This window comes from Rhizobium sp. BK376 (assembly GCF_004341625.1).
In the GTDB taxonomy this organism is placed as follows: Bacteria; Pseudomonadota; Alphaproteobacteria; order Rhizobiales; family Rhizobiaceae; genus Rhizobium.
The window spans coordinates 17,185-36,718 of record NZ_SLZG01000019.1; the positions used below are offsets into that span (position 1 = coordinate 17,185).

Below are 19,534 nucleotides of genomic sequence, written 5' to 3' on the forward strand. Positions count from 1 at the left end.
GAGGAGCGTGACGCATTTCGCAGACCGGAGCGCCTCGATGGTCTGATTGCGATCCGCGAAATCGTCCCAGTACCGCGCCATGGAGGGAGTGGCAGGAAGATCGAGCTCTGCGAGGGCTATCTCCATCTGCTGACAGAGTCGGGATGCCACCGCTTCGCCCTCCGGGCACCCCGTCTCCATTGTCACAGTTCCTCAGGGTCAATGCCGAGGTGGCGTAAGACATCCAATGTCGCGTCGAGTGCGAAATCCCATGCCTCCGCCGCCTTTGGCTGGCTGTAGGCTCGGGAATAATGTGCCGGCATTTCTGAGTCGGGATCCCAGCCGAAGAACTCGCGGAGCCTTTGATGCGCGAGGGCCAGGCTGAGTCCCTGGCCGTCGACATGACGCTTCAATCGCATTACCGCGCATGTGTGCCGCAGATCATGAGGCGTCACGGCCTCGCGGCGCTGCCGGGCGAGCGCGGCGATCGCCTCATCGGAGAAACCCGCCGTCGCAGATTCGAAGACACTGTTGATCTGTCGGACGGAAAGGGGCTTCTTCTTCTGCGAGAGCAGGAGGAAGGGTGTGTGCGAAACCGGGCGATGCTCTACCTCGTAGACGCTGAGAATGCGGACGAGGCTTTTCGCAATAGGAATTTGCCGGAGTGACGCCTCGGTCTTCAGGGAAGGGGCCTCGGACCTTTGATCCGCTTCATGTGTCTCCATGATGTTCGCGAAATAGACCATGCGGCCCAGGCGGATGTCGAATTCGGAATATACTGACGCCGTTGTCATTAACGCTGACTCGCCTCTGCGAATTCCCAGGGTCAGTAACAAGAGGAACAAAAGAAAGTTTCGCCAGCGAAGCGACGCTGTCCTGAACGGATTGCGCGGTGAGAGCGGGTTGAAGATCTCCCCGAGCTCGCGAACAACGATCTCCGGAAGAGCGCGGATTTTCATGTCCTTTTCAACAGCGTCGACGTCAGCTTCTCGATAGTGGGTCTCAAGCTCGTCGAGCGCACGTCGGATCGGTGACAGTGAACCAGCGCCGTGCCACCGCGCCATAGCATCGAATATGAATGCTTTAGCGTGGTCGAACGTCTTGCCTAGGTTGGAGTGTTCGCTTCTCGCTCTGTTTCGCAGTCGGTGATGCGCCGCATCCAAGAGGCTGTGAATCTTGGCAAGGTCGCCGGCGGTCAGGACTTCGTCCAGTGATCGGTAGCCGAAGAGTTCGTCGCTAATCGTATAGAGGAGGTCTGCAGCCCGAAGACGTCGCTTCGCGGTATCGTTGCTAATAGTCAGCGGCCAGAGCGTTGCCCAAAGGGTCGCCCAAAGTCGTGGAACGCCGTCGGCGTCAAGGCACGCCGGACCCGCTTGAAGAACATGGACTGACATCGCCGCACCTCCTCATGACATGGGAGAATCGAGGCGAGCGCCAGAAAACGCAACAACAAAAACGTCGGTTAAGTATTTATCATAATTGACATATTTCCCTTCAAAATCTAGGTTTGCTACAACGCGTGGCGGATTTTTTGGTTGCAGATTGCATACAATCGAGGCTTCCGACGGATGTTGTTTCGAGAACCAGAGATTCCTGAAGCAAGTCGACACCTTCCGGCTGGAATGGAAGCGACTGGGCGCTTTTCATTCGACGAGAGCGCGAGACGTTTGAATATCGAAGCCTCTGTTCGAGTGCTCGACGCCGTCTGCGGCTGTGGGGGCCGTCTTCGCCGACATGGAAGACGCCAATTGGTCATAGCCGACGTACCCTACAGAGGAATTCCCGTCAGGATAATCCTTGTCTATCCGCGCTTGCGGTGCGGCGTTTGTCTGACAAGTCGGCGTCCGGCCATTGGAGATATTGACCACCGACACCGAATGTCCCGCCGACTTTTAGTTCATCTGTGGGAGGAAGCTCGGTCCCGGCCGATCGCCGATATCGCACATTCGATCGGGCTCGACGAGAAGACTGTGAGGAATGCGCTGGCCTCGAAGCGGGTGTCTGAACTGGACAACCGTATCTGTTCGGTTCCCCAGATTCTGGGCGTCGCGCGATGCCACATCAAGGGCAGGGTGACTACTGTGTTCTGGGACGTCGGCCGGCGGAATTTGGTGGACATTGTTTTCTCGGATCGTGCGTCGGATGTACGGCGATGGCTTGATGCCTTCCCGGAGAGAGAGCTTGTTTCAGTGGTGGCAATCGACATGGTCGAAGCGTACCATCGCGCAGTCCAGGAGGCGCTCCCGGAAGCGAGAATAGCGGTTCATCCGTCGGGACTTCGCAAGCGATTTAAGGATGCTGCGGACAAAGTTCTGAAGAACAGCACGCTGACCAGGTTCAAGGCCACCGATCCTTACTTTGCTGCTCACCGCGCCCTTTGCGCGAGCGGTCGAAAATTCCAGATGCAGACGTTGCTCGATCTCAATCCGCTGATGAGATCCGCAATGGAAGCCCGACGCAACTATCACGACGTTTGGAAGGCGCGCACGCCTTATGCCGCGGCCATTCGCCTTGAGAGTTTTTTGAACAATCTGTCTTTGCTGGTTTTGCGGTCGTTCGGCGACATCGTCAGCGTAGTTCGCCGTTGGGCTCGCCAGCTTGCAGATTCAACGGGAATTCCGGGATTGAAGGGATATGGAGCAGCGCGATCGATGCTTGATCGCGCTGTCGCCAACATCACAGCTGAAGAAGTGGAGAATGGTTCGCTGGGGCGACGATCGCCGTTCGACGATTGCTCTATCCGGCTATGCCAGTGCTGCGACCATGAAAATATCCGGTACGGCGGTGGTTCACGGCTGCCCAGGAGCGCGCGCTTTGGAGCCACGATATTGAACCCGCCGGTGGCAAAGCGGTTCCGGTCAATTCGCTGGATATGCCATGAATGTAACTGGTCGGACGCAGAAGTCATGCTAGCGCAACGGCCAAACGGCCTTTTGCGCGCCAGATGACGGGCCATTTCGCTCAAACGCAACAAAACCGGAATAGCTCGGTCGTTCCATAATCTATCTTATGCGACTTGCGGATGGACGCTGATACCATCTGCTTCCAAGTGATTTCAATGGCTTCATGCTATCGGCAACTGACCCTCGCCGATCGGCGTCGTCTTCATCGCCTGGTCGAGCGGAAAGCTTCCGATCACCGAGATCGGGCGTCAGCGCTCTGCGATCTGTCGGGCGATCAGGCACAATGCGCTTCGTGATCGCCGAGCTTTTGGGATACGGCGGCTATTTCTCGACGCTTGGCGATAGTGTCGCCGCGAAGTGACAACGGCACTTGAGAAAGCTTCGACGCCGTCTGCATCTTGCGCCGCACGGGTGGTTAGAAACTGAAGGCCTTCTGGCCACATCAGAGGTTCATGCGCGAGCATATGCCTGGGGGCCGTAACATCTTCTAGCCGCGGCGATCGTTGGACCACAAACTGCGTCCCTCAGAGCTACCGGGATTCCAAAGACCCTAGATCAAAACTGAAATCGCGACGGGCAGATGCATCGTCACGGCAAAAACGACAGCCATTCACCTTGAGGACCGTGCCTCGGAGAGCAGGGGCGAGCGCCCCTACCCTAAGAGACATATCGCCTATCAGCGTTGGTTCTTGTTCGGACCTTTTCCTGTCGTGGTATTGCAGGTCATAACCGGGCATTTCAGATCGTCGCTCACGGCGATGGTGGTGCGTGACGAGCCGCCCTGGCCGACGCACATCGTCGAGTTCGTGACATAGCGGTTATACATCATCATTCCCGGGTGATGGGACGGATAGCGGAGAACAACGGCGCCTTCCTGGGCGATCTTCTGGTGAACGGTTCCGCAGCTCACGGACTTGGCGTCGTAGCTGGACATAGCCATCGCGTTCGTAGCAAGCAGGCCGACAGCGGCGATAAAGAGGAGTCTTTTCATTTTGGGGGCTTCCTTTTGTTGACGCTGACATTTCCGTCAGCGGCACGCCCATTACTCCTCTCGCGTCGCAGCATTTATGACAAATCCTTGACACGGACTTGGACGCACTTTTCAGATATTGCGAACAAACGAACTCTTGAAAATAAGCGACTTCGACAACATGGGATACTCCGACTCCCGGCCAGTACATCCGCGTAGTGACGCAAATTGCGGGTCCCCAAGCGCAGCGGCATTCCGGCTCCATTCCGCAGAACCTGTCGTTTTTTTGTGTATACTTTTCCGTGTGTTACGCGACAGACGACAAGCAGGAAAATCCCATGAGATCGGGTGAGTCTGAAAGAACACGGCAATCTTCTGAACTGAAATCACCGTGCTTTCGCGCAGTTAGCCGCGAGCATGAAAATCACCGCGTTTCCCAGGCTTTTTTGTCCTGAAAAGCGCTGTGCAATGCACCTATGCAAATGGCGATGAACTCGACCTTCAGGGTTTGAAATTACCTGCGGGAATTGGGTCCGCCTTGCAGACAGCTTACCGCCCTCGCCCGCTCGCAAGTTCCCCGGATCATCTTTTTGGGCGACTCAGGGCACAAATGGCCGTCGCGCTCGTTTTCTTTCCAGAAAGGAAACTTCCATGTCCAAAAGCACGAACGCTCTCAACCGCCGACCAAGGAGCACCAGGGCCGCCAAGACGGGTCCCGGTATTCCCGACGACAAGCAGCCAACGGTCGTCTCCGCCAATGAAATCGCGCAAGCTCGGGAAAAGCTTCTCGGCGACCACGGCGCTGCCGAAAGCACCAAGCGAGAGCGGGATCGCCACAGGCAGCCCGCGGACGGCGCGGCCTGACAACGAAGCTTGCCCTCGCTTTCGACCCGTGTCGAACGGGAACGCGTCTGACGTTGCAGCGGTCCACGTGCAGCAAGCGATGCGAGGTTCGACATCAGTCCGGTGAAACCTTTGGGCTATTTAGCCGTTGTGACACATATGACCGACGCCAAGCTCAAACCGAAATCGGTCGACGGCACCAGGCCGCGGGGTGCCGAGGAGACGCGCCAAGCGAAGGTCTCCACTCCCGAGGATGTTCCGCCGCCCGAGGTTATCGAACCGGATCGAACCCTGCCGCCCGAAGAGGCCGAGCAGGCTCGAAAGAAATATTTGCTCAAGCGTTTCTGGATTAGCGCACGCGGTTACTGGAGCCGCCGCGGCGACGGCTTCGCTTGGCCATGCACGATCGGGCTACTTGCCCTGATCGGCGCCAATGTCTGCTTCCAGTATGGCATCAATCTCTGGAACCGCTGGATTTTTGACGCCATTGAGCAGCACGATGCGCATACCGTCTATGTTCTCAGTGTGGTGTTCCTGCCGCTGGTGCTCGGTAGTGTCGCTCTGGTCACCGTACAAGTCTACGTCCGCATGATGATCCAGCGGCGATGGCGTTCCTGGCTGACGACCGGTCTCATTGCCCGCTGGCTCGCAAATGGCCGTTACTATCAGCTCAACCTCATCGGCGGCGATGCTCACAAGAACCCGGAAGCGCGTCTCTCGGAAGATATGCGGATCGCGACGGAATCCCCTGTCGATTTCCTCGCCGGCGTCATTTCCGCCTTCGTATCGGCCTCGACCTTCATCGTCGTGCTATGGACGATCGGCGGAGCCCTCACGGTTTCGATCACGGGCTCGATCATCACAATTCCAGGCTTTCTCGTTGTGACGGCTGTCCTCTACGCCGTGATCACCTCAACTTCGATGGCGGTCATCGGCCGTCATTTCGTTGCGGTGTCCGAGGTCAAGAACCAGGTTGAAGCTGAATTTCGCTATACGCTGACGCATGTGCGCGAAAACGGCGAAAGCATTGCCTTGCTTGGCGGCGAAGAGGAGGAGCGCAACGACCTCGACAGGACTTTTGGCAATGTGCTGAAGCAATGGGCGCTGCTTGCGCATCAATATATGCGCACGACGCTCGTGTCGCAGGGGTCCATGCTGATTGCACCTGTCGTGCCGGTCCTGCTTTGCGCGCCGAAATTTCTCGAAGGCAGCATGACGCTGGGTGAGGTCATGCAGGCCGCCTCTGCCTTTGCCATCGTTCAAAGTGCGTTCGGATGGCTGGTGGACAACTACCCGCGCCTTGCTGATTGGAACGCCTCTGCCCACCGCGTCGCCTCGCTGATGATGTCGCTCGATGGGCTGGAGCGTGCCGAAAAGAGCGACTCCGTCGTGCGCATCAGGCATGGCGAGACCGAGGGCGAGGCAATGCTGTGCCTCAACGATCTCTCCGTGACGCTCGATGACGGCACGTCCGTGGTCAAGGAGACAGAGGTCAAGATCGAACGAGGCGAACGCGTGCTCGTGGCCGGGGAATCCGGGACGGGCAAGAGCACGCTCGTGCGGGCAATTTCCGGTCTCTGGCCCTGGGGCCATGGCAGCGTCGACTTCCATCCCGACAGCCGATTGTTCATGTTGCCGCAGCGGCCCTACATACCCTCGGGCACGCTTCGCCGCGCCGTCGCCTACCCCCGTGCAGCCGATGGCTGGCCGCTCGACGAGATCAACGCGGCCGTCGAGAAAGTCGGCCTCGATTATCTGAACGACAGGATCGAGGAAGAGGCGCCATGGGACCAGACCTTGTCGGGCGGCGAAAAGCAGCGGCTCGCCTTTGCACGTCTCCTCCTGCACAATCCCGACATCATCGTGCTTGATGAAGCAACCTCGGCGCTCGACGAGAAGAGCCAGGACAGGATGATGGAGATGGTGATCCGCGAATTGCCTGATATCACCATCATCAGCGTCGCCCATCGCGCAGAACTTGAAGCTTTCCATAGCCGAAAGATCACCTTGGAACGGCGCGAAGGCGGCGCAAAGCTCGTGAGTGATGTCGATCTCGTTCCGAAAAAGAAGAAACAGAACGTGTTTTCGCGTCTTCTGGACAAGGGGCGCTCCGCACCGAAAGACAGCACGAAGAAAGCCGCGTCGCCGGGGAACAAAAGCTGAAGTCTGTCTCGCCGGACACGCGACTCTGATATCGCGACGGTTTGCCCTTCGGCTCGATCGATGCGGCTACCAAGTGGATCATCTGCAGCAATCGCCACTCTCAAATATGTTGACCAACGCACGTGTCCAGAAAAAAACCGGCTTGCGATGATGCGCGTTCGACTGAGCGCCAGTGGCGGCGGCGATGGACGTCCCCCTGCTCCACTGCCCACTTGTATAGGCGGCCGATACCTAAGTTCACTTACGCAAGGCGCCGCCGCGGCATAGAGTCCTTGCAGTGGCTGCCCTCCTCGATAAGCGGTAGCTGCAACCACAGCCTTGCTCCGGTGCCCCTCCCCTCCACTGGAGCTTGCGGATCGTTTCCCTGATCCGCCAAGGCCGTCTCCGCCCGCCCGGAGACGGCCTTTCCACGACGGAGGATAATGTCCATCAACGCGACTATCGCGGACGAAGGTTTCGTGATTCCCAACAGCGATCACGGTCGCAGACTCCCTCAGCTTGCGACCTCGACCTGAGCTAGGCGACGATTGCGACTTAAGCGGCGCTGGGCTTGGACCTCAACTCACTCAGCAACTTTACCAGAGCCTGGGCGCCTGCTGTCGAGGACGCCGGATTCTGGCCGGTGATCAATCGGCCGTCGGTGATTGCGAAGCTTTGCCAGTTCGGTTTCTTTTCGAACAGGCCACCAAGGCGTTTCAGTTCGTCCTCGACCAGGAATGGCACCACCTTCGTCAGCTGAACTTCTTCCTCTTCGGTGTTCGTGAACCCCGTAACGCGCTTGCCCTTTACGATCGGAGCGCCCTTGTAGGTCACATGACGCAACACGCCCGGCGCGTGACAGACGGCCGCGACCGGCCTTCCGGAATTGTAGAAGGACTCGATGAGCGAGATTGAGATCGGATCTTCAGCCAGATCCCACATCGGCCCGTGGCCGCCAGGGTAGAAGACCGTATCGAAGCCTTCCGAACTCACGTCGCTGAGCTTCTTGGTCGCGGCGAAGACCTTCTGCGCATCCGGATCCTTCTTGAAACGCGCCATCGCCGGCGTCTGGTTTTCAGGCAAGTCGCTCTTCGGATCGACCGGCGGCTGCCCGCCCTTTGGCGAGGCGAGCGTCAGTTCGATGCCGGCGTCGCGGAAGACGTAATAGGGTGCAGCGCCTTCCTCGAGCCAAAAACCCGTCTTGCGCCCTGTACTGCCAAGTATGTCATGCGAGGTGAACACCATCAGGATCTTCATCTGTCGGTTCCTTCCTAATCGTTCACGCAGCGGACTGCTGCACGGGCGGATTATTGCAGCGATCCGCCTGTGGCGCATTTGCACATAGGTATTGCTTCAAACGAATTTGGCGCCGCCTACCGGAATCCCGGCAAATCGCCTTGATAAGGACACGTATTTTAGGAGATGTTTAATAAATTGAGAACGAATACGCAGCATGCTCTTCGCCGGGCTATGTTCGAGGTACCCACATGCGTAAGCCAGTCTCTTTGGAATTGCGTCCGGACATTTATTATTGGGTTCGGCGCCGAGAGCCGTCTTCGGACCTTGAAGTGGCCCGGGTTTCGGCCGTCTTCGGCGAGGACCCCGACTATTGGACAGTCACGAGAGCCGGCTCAGACGTTCATCACATGCTGGATGAGTTTGAATTCCTCGCTGAAGTGATGCCTCCGACGGTAGCTGGCCAATCGGGGACGATAAGATGAACAGCATCTCACGTCCCTTTGTCACCAGAGACGATCCCGATCGGGATATCAGATGCCAGGATGCGCTTGATTCCGCGTTCTGCGAACTTCTTGCCCGGGCCATGGATGCGGGCTGGTCGGAGAAGGAAAGCGTCGAAGCAATCATCTCGCTCGCAGAAGGCCGCCTGCTCTCGGTTGCCGCAAATGACGATACCGACGGGCTTGTGGCAATGCTTCGGCAGATGCTGGATCGATCAGCGTGAGCCGCGTGCAGCGAAATATGACAGTTCTTCACACTTGAGCCTTCTCAATTAGACTTCCCTTAAGGCAATCGCGCGATGATGTTTTCTTCATCCTCAGATCGCAGCCGGAATGCCCACATCCTTGGAAAAACTTCTCCATGAAGCAGGCGCCTACCTTGGTCGCCGAGCAACCTTTGCGCCTGCAATATTGGCAGCTGTCGTTGCGCTCATCGTGTTTGTCCTTGCGGACCATCAGCGACAGGCCCGGCTAAATGCCGACGAACGGGCAGAGGTAGCGGAGAAGATTACCTCGCTCGCGGCCCGTCTTCAAACGAACCTCATCGGCGACATTATGCTGCTGCAAGGTATCGTTGCCGGAATCGCGGTCAATCCGACGATGGATGAAGCCGAATATGCCAGGTTGAGCGCCCAGGTCCTGCAGACCCCTTCGCAGCTGAAGATCATTACCGCAGCACCGAACCTTGTCGTCAGATGGGTTTACCCTACACACGGCAACGAAAAGGTGATCGGCCTCGACTACCGAACCGACAAGCAGCAGCATGACGGAGCAATGGCGGCCCGCAACAGTCATAACATCGTTCTGGTTGGCCCAATCCATCTTGTCCAGGGCGGTGAAGGGTTCATTGCGCGCACGCCGGTCTACATCACCGACGGCAGGGCCCAGACCTTCTGGGGATTGCTGTCCGGCGTGATCGATGTCGAGAAGCTCTATTCCGACAGCGGGCTGACCACCACCGATCTCGATATCGCGATCAGTTCCCCGGCCGCATCTGCGAACGCGAAAAATGTCTTTTATGGTGATGCGTCAATATTAGATCGCGATCCCATGTTCGCTTCGCTCGACATGGGTTACGGAAGATGGACAATTGCCGGAACTCCAAAGTCCGGATGGGGCAGCCACAATAACATGACCGTTTTCCGCCTAGCCGCCGGTGCGGTCTGCCTCGCGGTGGTCGTCCCGATGCTTTGGGCTGGATCCCTCGCCCGCTCGCGCCAGAAAACGATTGTGAAATTGCGCGAACGGGAAAGCGATCTCATGTTGGCCCGGCAGGACATGGAATATCAATCGCTCCATGACCCGCTGACCGAGTTGCCTAACCGCCGATACCTGGATCGACTGCTTGCTTCGGAGTATCTACGTCCCGAACGGACCCTGCTTTCGCTGATCCATGTTGACCTCGATGCCTTCAAGGAAGTCAACGACAGCAAAGGCCATGCCGGCGGGGACACGGTATTGCGCGTAACCGCATCACGCCTGCGAGATGTCATCGGCCCGGACGACGTTGCCATGCGTATTGGTGGAGATGAATTCGTCATCGCCACCAGGGGCGATAATCCGAAAGCATTCGTATCCCTTGCCCATTCGATCGTGCGCGAACTGTCGACGCCGATCCTGGTTGACGGAGTGGAATGTAAGGTCGGCGCGAGCGCCGGTGTCGCCTGGCAGCGGGAAAACGGGGACGTCGCTCATCTGCTTGGAAATGCCGACCTTGCGCTCTACGAGGCAAAGAGACAGGGACGAGGCCAGGCGGAGGTTTTCACCAGCAAGCTCGGTGATGCTGCGCGCGCCACCAAAAAGCTCGGTGACGAGATCGAGGCCGCCATCGAACGCAACGAACTGGTGCCCTACTTCCAACCGCAGTTCGACGTCAACACCCATTCGATCGTCGGCGTCGAGGCTCTGGTGCGATGGGATCATCCGGAACGTGGCATTCTCGCACCGGCGCAATTTCTTTCCGTTGCCGAGGAGCGCGGTTGGTCTAGCGCCATTGACAGGCTGGTCCTGCAGCGATCGCTGTTCGAACTGACGCGCTGGGATGCCGCCGGCATGTACGTGCCAAGGATTTCCGTCAACGTTTCCGCGCAGAGGTTGGTCGAACTGGCGAATCGATGGGAGCTTTCCTCCCTTGTGTTCCAACGAGGCAGGCTTTGCTTCGAGCTCCTCGAGAGCATCTCTTTCGAAGGTCAAAGCGCTGCGTTCCAGGCGTCGATCCAGAATGTCAAGGAGCTTGGCATCGACATCGAGATCGATGATTTCGGTACCGGCCATGCATCGATATTGAGCCTTCTCGAGCTCCGGCCGCGGAGGCTGAAGATCGACCGACAGATCGTGATGCCCATCACGCAGTCCACCTCCCAACGGCGATTGGTATCTTCGATCGTCGAAATCGGCCGATCCCAAAACATCGAGATCGTCGCCGAAGGCGTGGAAACGATGGAGCACGCCAGCATCCTTCGCGATCTCGGGTGTCACGTCCTGCAGGGCTATGCCTTCGCTCGGCCCATGTCTTCCGAGGAGTTCATGCGCTTTTATGAGGCTCGCAAGCAAGCGGGCCAGCATGTGGCCTAACCCGTAGCGAGAACGCCTGGGCGCGACAATAAGCTCAGACTATGGATACCTTGGCGTAAAAATAGGCAGCGACTTGCGGTCCGGATGCTCGCTATGCGCCAAGCATCATTCCGGACTTGTGGCATCAAAACAAAAACGCGCCCGTATTGAACCAATACGGACGCGTTTTTATATCGATGATACTATAGGTTAGCGGGTCACTGCAGACCGCGCTACGTCGCGGATTTCATCCCGGTTAATGCCGAGGTCGTGAAGGCTGCGGTTAGACATACGTCCAAGCTCTTCAACGGTTTTGCGGTATTTACGCCAGTTGTTGATGCTACGTGCGAGGCTCATTTCAATCCCCTTTCCTTGGGTTCCTGCGATGGCTGCCGTTCGAGGCGCTCCGTTCGCTTTGATGAGGAATATATAATATTGAACCCTGTACCAGAGTAGCGTGAAGCTTACCCCTCAGCCATGCATAGATCGCATGGCTCGAAATTCTCAGGTACCGAATGTCGGCTGGCTCTGTACCATGCCGGGGAAACACTCACACACAGGCGGTTATCATGGTAAGCAAGATCAGACGTGCACTGACCGTGCAGGAACGCGCGGCCGCATTCGAAGACATGAGCGGGATAACAATGGAAGCAGCGGAAGAGGAGCGCAGGCATCGGGAGAAGAAGACCGAACGGCCCCAAGGGCTACGACTTGCCGGAGCCGCAGATGCCTCGAAAAGATAGTGCTTCGGGCGACCTTGCAGAACCCCAAGCCCTGATCCGGGTTGCCAGATCATCGGATACAGCCGTTCTCGGCAAATACGGTGCGGCTCTGGTCGCTCTTCACAACACCCTGGACCCACAGCGCTTTTTCCCGACGACGGACAGAACGGAAGTGTCCTATGCCTCATGGCTGGGACGGCAGCTTGAGCGCGAGGATGTCGTCCTCCTCGTCGCGGAAGTCGACCTTTCCGTCATCGGCTATGTCTACGGCGTGCTGGAGGGGCCGGACTATATGGCGTTGAGGGGACCGGCCGGGGTCATTCACGACCTCTTCGTCGATCCGCATCACCGGCGTAGCGGAGTAGGCAGCAGGCTGTTGCAGGCGGCGATCAGCAATTTTGAAGAGCGCGGGGCGCCGCGAGTCGTTCTGTCCACGGCGGCCCGCAACGAGGTGGCGCAGAGACTGTTCGCATCGCTAGGGTTCCGGCCGACGATGGTCGAAATGACCAGGGACCCGTGAGCGCGCAACGTCCGCTACCGCACCAAAATGCCATAATCGGATTCCCTGCCGGAGAGGCATATGGTATTCTTGCTTCAGGCTTGACCACTGGATGAGATCGATTTCACGACGCCGCACCAACAGGTTTGCAGGGAGGCAGCAATGGCGAAGCAGACGACATTGGTTCCCAACGTCCATGGCGAATTGCGAGACGGGACAGATATGTTACCCGAGCGCGTCGACATCATGAGCGAACTTTTCGCGGCACCCAGAGTTCGGGCCTCGGATCAGGAACTCGATGAAGCGCTTCGTGAGACTTTTCCAGCGAGCGATCCTGCCGCTTCGGGCAAATTTGAATAGCCCGCCGCAGATGGAAGGCATCCAAACCTAGCTAGACCTGTGTCTCGCAGCTCTAGAACGACGTCTCCCCGCTATTCGGATTTGTCATCCGGAGCCCATTTGAAGTGATCGCCTTCGGCCTCGATATATCCCACACCAGGGAAGGGAAAATGCGGCGCGAAAATCCTCTCGTGGCTCTTCGCGACCGAGCCCAGCGTTTTGACGCGGTTCTGTTCGCCTTTCGGCTTATCGCCGTCGAACGATATCGCCCAGTCTGGCTTGGCAAGCGAGATGATGGAACTGTGAGCGGTATCGCCAATATCGAATAGCCTCTCCTTTCCTGATCTTATCTGGTAGCCGACATGGCCCGGCGTATGGCCGCTCAGGGCCACAGATGTGATGCCAGGGGCAACCTCGCCACCGGGTTTGAACGTCTTTACACGGTTCGCGATGACCTTGACGATGTCAGCCAGCTTTTCGTTTGCCTTGGCATAGGACCACTCCGCTTCCGACATGCGGATCGTGGCATTTGGAAAAGCGAGCTTTCCGTTCAAAACCAGCCCACCGACGTGGTCAGGATGAGAATGGGTGATCAGGATTTCGTCCACTGCATCAGGCTTGTAACCAGCCTTCGCCAGACTGCCCTGAAGCGCGCCGCCGACACCGGTGTCGATCAGGATGAGGTGCCGGTCGGACTTGATCAGCAGCGCATCGACGCTGAGTGTGACAGTATCGGTCGGTGCGCCCGCGGCCTTGAGCAAATCCGCGACTTCGGAAGGGTTGTGATCGAGGCCAAAAATCTTGCCATCGTTGGGTTGGACAAACTGCGCGTCATGAAGGGCGACAATGTCGAGTTTCCCCAATTTGAAGGCCTTCGCGTCCGGCTGTTGCTGCGGCATCTGCGCGAAAGCAAATCCCTGATACCCCACCATCAGAGCGGTCGCTGCCAGCAGCTTCGCTGAAGTCTTGAAATCAAGCATCTCACTTCTCCCCCGAGCAAAAATCGTAATGCACCTTATTCGAGTTTATTCGACCACGCATGTCACTAATCGGTGTTCAGCGGGATCCCCCAAGTTACCTGCGATCGACGGGCATCATACGCACCTTTTCGTCGAAGAGATGAACGCGTCAAGTTCCTGCAGCGTACCAGCTCCCTCCATCGGCCCACGGACCGTGACATTGCGAGCGCCGGCGGCAGACGCGTAGGTGAGCGCCTCATTCGGCGCCATGCCGAGACGCCGGCATGTTAGGTAAGCGCCGCCGAAGCAGTCGCCGGCGCCGGTCGGATCGACCTCCTCGACGATGAAAGCGGGAGCGTCTATGCGCTCACCATCACTGCTGAAATAGGTCGCACCCGCAGCACCGCGCTTCAGGACGATCTCCTTCACGCCGATTTCAAGCAGGCGGCTGATCGCATTCGCCTCGCCGTCCACGCCAGCTGCTCTTTCGAGCTCCTCTCCCGATGGAAGAAGCAGGTCGGCGGCAGCTACAAGCTCTGCGAACCGCTGCTCCGTCGCCTCGTCCAGTTTGAGCTCCTTGCGGATGTTGGGATCGACAGAAAGCGTTCCGCCTTTCGCCTTGACGATATCCACCGCCCTATCAATGACTTCGCGCGCGCTCGGCACCGACAGCGCCGATCCCATGACGTGCAGATGCCCTGTGCGCTCGATGAGCCGGCGGACGTCGTCGGACCATCCGAAGCGCGCGGCCGCGGACTTCGCAATGTTGTAGACGAAGTCTCTGGAGCCGTCTTTGCGGTAGCGGACAAACGCGCTGCCCGTCGGATAGTCGGCATCGATCGAGATTGTCGAGATATCGACGCCGTCACGCTTCAGCCTGTCCGTATTGACGCGGCCGAAGTCGTCATCGCCGACTGCGCCGACCATCGCCGACGAGCCACCGAGGCGTCCACACTGAGAAATGAAGATTGCCGGTGCGCCGCTCGGATATGGTCCGACGAGGGACTGCGCTTCGGTAAACCCATCGCCCACGGTCGTTGCGACGATCTCGACCAGAATCTCGCCGACACAGACAGTAGGACCTAGCTGGTCCGGAGCAAGTGTTGAAGTCATGCAATCCTGCTTTCGATATGTGGTTCTTCAGGTCGTCGCTACTTGCGGCAGCCAGCTGTCCTGGCTTTCGAACACGACCTCACGCTTGTAGTCGATGTCAAGCAGCGCATCGAAAATCAGGTCGAAGTTGAACATGCAATCGCCGAGGTAGCCCCGATTGCTTTCACCGATGTGGAAGTAGCTAAGCTTGTCGTCGGCCAAGCGGTTAGCCGCCGGTGCGCCGGTGGACTGAGGCTACATGATCGGATCAGTGAGCAAAGATCAGATCTCGCCCACCGCCTACATTTCAGAGCAATACTCGGTTCAATTTAATCATCAGATGCATACCGGGAACGCCATACCCTGCGGAAGCCAATTCAAGATGATCGGTGTCGTTCCCTCTTCGTCGATGGCAGCCCATCCGGCGATCACCTTCCAGTCTATCTGCTGACTTTTGCCGTCGAGGATTACCGTCAACGAGCCCTTGCTTCCCCCAATAACTTCCACAATGAGCGTACGGCAGGAGCCGTCCGCTTGCACAACGTCGATCGCGTATCTCATAAACCCTCAGCGCATGTTTGCATAAAATATGAATGCAACTCACGTTCATAGAGCACCGAGGTAAGGAAATAGTATCCCTGACGGCGATTGCTATCTGATTGCGCTAATTTATCGAGTAGCGAACCCCACCCGATCCCGGAGGGAGGCCATTGCCGTTATAATAGAAACCATTAGTACACGTTTTCGGCAAGATTGAAGCAAGTTTCGCCCCACAGGTTGTGTTGCGCCCCGCATATCCAACAAGGGATGGAACACCATGAAAGTAGACTCCGACAACTCAATCTACAGCCTCTTCGTGCCCAAAGCCAAAAAGAGCCCGTCCGTTGCGGATGAAAAGTTCGATGTGCATGTGGAGCCGCCAAAGGCACCTCAGGTCAAATCGGATGAAGAGCTCGTCGGCGATTTCTACTCGCGGATGGCTGACCAACTCGTCGACGCGGCTGACGTCAACGGCGATGGAGAGGTCACGAAAGACGAATATATGGCTGCCGAAAAGCGCCTCGCAGAAGCGAACCATAAGCCGTTCGACCAGAAATCTGCCGAGAACTACTGGTCGAAGCTGGACACGACCGGCAAGGGATCGGCCAGCGAAGACGATATTCTTGGCGGCCTCAAGAATATCCTCAACGTGAACGTCGGACACCTCGATCCAGGCTATGCCGAGGCATTCCGTACACGAGCGCTGGAGAAATAGCACTCCTCTGCATGCGGACATGCTTGTCACTAAGCGATTGTACTTGCTGATATAATGTTGATCTGAAGCCGCCGCTATCTACTTGATGGGTTGGCGGCGGTCTCGATCATACGTCGCAAGGCCGCTCTATGACACCCCGTAGGAGTGCTTCACACGATCTATCCCATGGCATGCCGGATGGCTTTCGAAAGCCGCAGCAGAACGTCGGGTCTCGACGAGGCCACGAGCTTCCACGACAGGACGGCTCGCGCCATGCGAGCTGGCAGGACGCCGACGGACAGAAACCAGGCTGCGAGCAGCGCACGGCGTCTTCGCGATGCGTTCATATCCAGGCTCGCGACGGCGCCGGCGGTCGCCAGGCCAAGCCTGGAGTCGTTGGCTACGGGATGCAGATCCTTGTCCATGCAAAGCGATGCCAAGCGCTCTTCCAGATGAACGGGATCGCGCAGACCGACATCCGGCGGCAGGTCCAGGCCGATCTCCGTTGCCTGATCCGACAGCGCCTCCAGCCGATGGAAATCATGCTCGATGCGCCAGCGCGCCCGCTGGCCGAGCTTTTCGGCAAACACGGAGTGGTTGGCGCCGTGCATGCGATAGGCACCAAGACAATCGTCGATCGACGTCACATCTCCGTGGAGAGGCGCGACGGTCGCGAGATAACCATCGGCTCCCTGGCGGAAATCCTTTTCCGGAACCGGCATGATCGCCTCCAGCGCCGAGCGGTCGAACGCCAGGCCGCTGGTGACCGTGGTCTGATAGCGTCCCTTCTGCAGCAGTTTCGGGGTGACATCGCCGGAATCGAAGGCCAGTTCGGGCGGCGGGAAGACATCCTTCACGCGCATCTCCTCGTCGACGATATGCAGTCTGAACTGCATCTGGGCGGTCCTGTCCTCCCAGGCATCGACGATCTCGGTCACCGCATGGGGATAGAGATAATCGTCGGCGTCGAGGAACAGCACGATCTCGCCCTTGCTGGAGGCAAAGCCGGTGTTGAATGCAGCGGCATGGCCGCCATTCTCTTCCCGCAGGCAGGCCTTGATACGCGGCCCATAGGAAGCAACGACACTCGCCGTTTCGTCCGTCGAGGCATCGTCAACGACAATGACTTCCGCATTGTCGTAATCCTGCTCCAGAGCGCTATCGATGCTGCGCCTCAGAAACCGAGCATAGTTGTAATTGGCGATCACGACGGAAACCGGAACACGGTCTTGGGTGGAATACCTCACATTGAACCTCGCAAATCTGCTCTGGTCGCGGTGAGCCTTCTCATTCAGGCCCTGTGAATAAACCCGTTCCCGGCAAACCCACCGTTTGAGGCGAGAACGTCGGCCGCAGAGGCGCGGATCGACGGGTGTTGCGGATCCTGCTTGATCCGTCTGTACCTTGCTAAGCCTCCCCAACTATGTGGCATTTGAATGACTCCTGCCCGCGACCCGGCATTTCGTGCGAATACCGGCCCCCACAATCCACCTGCGACCGGATGCCTCAGACTGGCCTTGCCTGCTTGCCGACGGTTTGGCTTCAACACGGTTTCTAACGTTAGGGTGGTAGTTGTGACCACATCGCCCCTTGAATGACCGGGCGGAATCGGCAAAATTCATCATATCAATCATTTTAGCGATCCGAACCCGACGCTCGGGCCCGCCTCGTTCATAATATGCTTGGAAATTAGCGTGAGCAGCGATTCATCAAGAAGCGCGGCGAAGCCTTTGGCATCGTTGGCGCATGTCAAAGCAGCCGGTTGGGGACGTGGCCTTTCGACCATTGTGCGCATAACGCATATGACACTGCGACACCCCTGGCAGACCAGTTTTGCGATCGGATCAACTCTTGTAGCTGCAACGTTGCAGTTGATGATCCCTCGCCTGTTGGGCCACGCTGTCGACCAGACGCAAACGGCCTTCGCAGGAGGCGCAGCCGGACAGGCGGCCGAGGCAGCACTCTGGACCACGGCGCTGCTGCTGCTCTTCGTCAGCATATTCCGCGGTCTCTTCACCATGGTGCAGAACTACTTCAGCGAAGCGGTCGGCCACCACATGGGCTACGAGCTTCGCCTCGCTTGCTATGAGAAGATCCAGCAACTGAGCTTCAGCTTCCACGACAGCGTCCATTCCGGAGATCTGATCACGGTCGGCCTGCTCGATCTGGAAGGCGTGCGCATGTATTTTTCGACTGCGCTGGTGCGCATGGTGCTGCTTACCATGCTGATCGGCATCGGCGCCTACATGCTTTTGTCGACCGATATCGTGCTCGGGCTGCTGGCACTGAGCTTCGTGCCTTTCGTCGCCTGGCGATCATCCGTCACACAGCTGCGGCTGCGTGCCACCTGGCTCGACCTGCAGGAGCGCCTGTCGGTTCTCACCCGCATCATGGAAGAGAATCTCGGCGGCATCCGCGTGGTCCGCGCCTTTGCCGCCCAGGCCTATGAGGTGCTGAAATTCGAAAAGGCGTCGCACCATGCCTTGAGCCTTGCACACAAGCGTGTCGGCATCCGCGTAGTGAATACCAGCGCCATGAACTTCTCCTTCTTCGCCGCCATGGGCCTCGTTCTCTGGATCGGCGGCAACAAGGTCATAGCGGGCGAGATCACCGTCGGTACCCTCGCTTCGTTCCTGACCTTCATGACCATTCTGCAGATGCCGGTGCGTCAGCTCGGCCTGATGGTCAACGCCTTTGCACGCGCTTCTACCTGCGGCTCGCGCGTCTTTGGCCTGCTGGATCTCGACATTGCCATCAAGGATGCCCCGGATGCCAAGCCGCTTGAGGTTACGGCAGGCACGCTGCGCTTTGAGGATGTCGGTTTCGCCTATCCGGCGGCCGAGGATCGCCCGGTGCTAAAGCACATCAGCTTCGAGGCAAGGCGTGGCGAAACGATCGCCTTCGTCGGACCGCCCGGCAGCGGCAAGTCCACCATCGCGCATCTGATCCCGCGCTTCTACGACACTACGTCAGGCCGGATCACGATCGACGGGCAGGATATCCGCAAGGCGACGCTGCAATCGTTGCGCCATGCCGTTGCTGTCGTGCAGCAGGATTCATTCCTGTTCACCACCAGCATCGAGAACAATATTGCCTATGGCGATCCGTGGGCGAAGGAACAGCGGATCGAGCGCGCGGCCGAGTCCGCACAGCTTCACAATTATATTCTCGGCCTGCCGACCGGATACGAAACGGTTGTCGGCGAGCGCGGCGTGTCGCTGTCCGGCGGACAGCGACAGCGCCTCTCGATCGCGCGGACGCTGATGCTGAAGCCGGCGGTCATGGTGTTCGACGATTCCACCGCGGCAATCGATGCCGCGACCGAGCAGCGCATCCGCAGCGCGATGAAGCGTTTTGCTCGGGACCGGGTGACGATCATCGTCGCCCACCGGCTGAGTTCGCTGATGCATGCCGACCAGATACTTTTCGTCGAGAACGGCCAGATCGTCGAGCGCGGCACGCACCAGTCGTTGCTTGCCGCCGGCGGCCGCTACCGGGCGCTGTACGACCTGCAGGTCCGGCCGGAGGACGAACTTCCCGTCCTCAAGAAGGGGGCATAG

The 19,534-nt window shown here is 58.2% G+C and carries 18 protein-coding genes and 1 pseudogene; 10 read left to right on the top strand and 9 right to left on the bottom strand.

Features of this window, described 5'->3' with window-relative positions; all coding sequences use genetic code 11:
* Positions 1-182: 182 nt before the first annotated feature.
* A complete protein-coding gene (locus tag EV561_RS28470; RefSeq protein ID WP_165927938.1) occupies positions 183-1,142 on the bottom strand; it encodes a tyrosine-type recombinase/integrase in 960 nt (319 codons plus the stop codon).
* 714 nt (positions 1,143-1,856) lie between these two features.
* Here EV561_RS28470 and EV561_RS28475 point away from each other — a divergent pair.
* Positions 1,857-2,927, top strand: coding sequence for a transposase (locus EV561_RS28475; protein WP_165927939.1), 1,071 nt, complete (start codon positions 1,857-1,859; stop codon positions 2,925-2,927).
* 631 nt (positions 2,928-3,558) lie between these two features.
* On the opposite strand, the gene EV561_RS28480 is transcribed toward EV561_RS28475, so the two are convergent.
* Entirely contained in the window at positions 3,559-3,873 is a 315-nt protein-coding gene (locus EV561_RS28480; RefSeq protein WP_245513006.1) for a hypothetical protein, read from the bottom strand.
* Positions 3,874-4,503: 630 nt separating this feature from the next.
* Here EV561_RS28480 and EV561_RS28485 point away from each other — a divergent pair.
* Both EV561_RS28485 and EV561_RS28490 read left to right on the top strand, forming a co-directional pair.
* Positions 4,504-4,716 carry a hypothetical protein gene (locus tag EV561_RS28485; RefSeq protein WP_132526826.1) on the top strand — a complete coding sequence of 71 codons (213 nt, stop codon included), beginning with the start codon at positions 4,504-4,506 and terminating at the stop codon, positions 4,714-4,716.
* A gap of 138 nt (positions 4,717-4,854) precedes the next feature.
* The gene (locus EV561_RS28490) at positions 4,855-6,858 is read left to right on the top strand and encodes an ABC transporter ATP-binding protein/permease (protein ID WP_132526828.1); all 2,004 of its coding nucleotides are present in this window, start codon (positions 4,855-4,857) and stop codon (positions 6,856-6,858) included.
* Between the two features lie 534 nt (positions 6,859-7,392).
* Here EV561_RS28490 and EV561_RS28495 read toward each other — a convergent pair.
* A complete protein-coding gene (locus EV561_RS28495) occupies positions 7,393-8,094 on the bottom strand; it encodes a type 1 glutamine amidotransferase domain-containing protein (protein ID WP_132526830.1) in 702 nt (233 codons plus the stop codon).
* Positions 8,095-8,554: 460 nt separating this feature from the next.
* Here EV561_RS28495 and EV561_RS28505 point away from each other — a divergent pair, with 460 nt between their 5' ends.
* Together EV561_RS28505 and EV561_RS28510 are read left to right on the top strand one after the other, a co-directional pair.
* Positions 8,555-8,800 (top strand): hypothetical protein, encoded by a 246-nt coding sequence (locus EV561_RS28505; protein ID WP_132526833.1) that lies wholly within the window; start codon positions 8,555-8,557, stop codon positions 8,798-8,800.
* Between the two features lie 109 nt (positions 8,801-8,909).
* Complete coding sequence (locus EV561_RS28510) at positions 8,910-11,150, top strand: EAL domain-containing protein (RefSeq protein WP_132526835.1); 2,241 nt, start codon at positions 8,910-8,912, stop codon at positions 11,148-11,150.
* Positions 11,151-11,339: 189 nt separating this feature from the next.
* On the opposite strand, the gene EV561_RS28515 is transcribed toward EV561_RS28510, so the two are convergent.
* Complete coding sequence (locus EV561_RS28515) at positions 11,340-11,486, bottom strand: DUF1127 domain-containing protein (RefSeq protein WP_132526837.1); 147 nt, start codon at positions 11,484-11,486, stop codon at positions 11,340-11,342.
* 212 nt (positions 11,487-11,698) lie between these two features.
* On the opposite strand from EV561_RS28515, the gene EV561_RS37330 reads away from it, so the two are divergent.
* The 3 genes from EV561_RS37330 (at position 11,699) to EV561_RS28525 (ending at position 12,710) form a co-directional block, all read left to right on the top strand.
* A complete protein-coding gene (locus EV561_RS37330) occupies positions 11,699-11,872 on the top strand; it encodes a hypothetical protein (RefSeq protein WP_165927940.1) in 174 nt (57 codons plus the stop codon).
* Positions 11,856-12,371, top strand: a complete 516-nt coding sequence (locus EV561_RS28520; RefSeq protein WP_132526839.1) for a GNAT family N-acetyltransferase — start codon at positions 11,856-11,858, stop codon at positions 12,369-12,371. Before EV561_RS37330 ends, EV561_RS28520 begins: the two co-directional genes overlap by 17 nt.
* 141 nt (positions 12,372-12,512) lie before the next feature.
* Positions 12,513-12,710, top strand: a complete 198-nt coding sequence (locus EV561_RS28525; protein WP_132526841.1) for a hypothetical protein — start codon at positions 12,513-12,515, stop codon at positions 12,708-12,710.
* 71 nt (positions 12,711-12,781) lie between these two features.
* Here EV561_RS28525 and EV561_RS28530 read toward each other — a convergent pair whose 3' ends face one another.
* The 4 genes and pseudogenes from EV561_RS28530 to EV561_RS28545 form a co-directional block, all read right to left on the bottom strand.
* The gene (locus EV561_RS28530) at positions 12,782-13,669 is read right to left on the bottom strand and encodes an MBL fold metallo-hydrolase (protein WP_132526843.1); all 888 of its coding nucleotides are present in this window, start codon (positions 13,667-13,669) and stop codon (positions 12,782-12,784) included.
* A 114-nt stretch (positions 13,670-13,783) separates the two neighbouring features.
* Entirely contained in the window at positions 13,784-14,761 is a 978-nt protein-coding gene (locus EV561_RS28535) for a sugar kinase (RefSeq protein WP_132526845.1), read from the bottom strand.
* A 63-nt stretch (positions 14,762-14,824) separates the two neighbouring features.
* A pseudogene (locus EV561_RS28540) lies at positions 14,825-14,974 on the bottom strand (sugar phosphate isomerase/epimerase); the annotation flags it as partial.
* Between the two features lie 102 nt (positions 14,975-15,076).
* Positions 15,077-15,301 (bottom strand): hypothetical protein, encoded by a 225-nt coding sequence (locus EV561_RS28545; protein WP_132526847.1) that lies wholly within the window; start codon positions 15,299-15,301, stop codon positions 15,077-15,079.
* A gap of 256 nt (positions 15,302-15,557) precedes the next feature.
* On the opposite strand from EV561_RS28545, the gene EV561_RS28550 reads away from it, so the two are divergent.
* The gene (locus EV561_RS28550) at positions 15,558-15,995 is read left to right on the top strand and encodes an EF-hand domain-containing protein (RefSeq protein WP_132526849.1); all 438 of its coding nucleotides are present in this window, start codon (positions 15,558-15,560) and stop codon (positions 15,993-15,995) included.
* A gap of 158 nt (positions 15,996-16,153) precedes the next feature.
* Here the strand turns inward: EV561_RS28550 and EV561_RS28555 are convergent, their stop codons facing one another.
* On the bottom strand, positions 16,154-17,221 hold the full coding sequence (locus tag EV561_RS28555; RefSeq protein WP_132526851.1) for a glycosyltransferase: 1,068 nt from the start codon (positions 17,219-17,221) through the stop codon (positions 16,154-16,156).
* Between the two features lie 447 nt (positions 17,222-17,668).
* Between EV561_RS28555 and EV561_RS28560 the strand changes: the two genes are divergently transcribed.
* A complete protein-coding gene (locus EV561_RS28560; protein ID WP_132526853.1) occupies positions 17,669-19,534 on the top strand; it encodes an ABC transporter ATP-binding protein in 1,866 nt (621 codons plus the stop codon).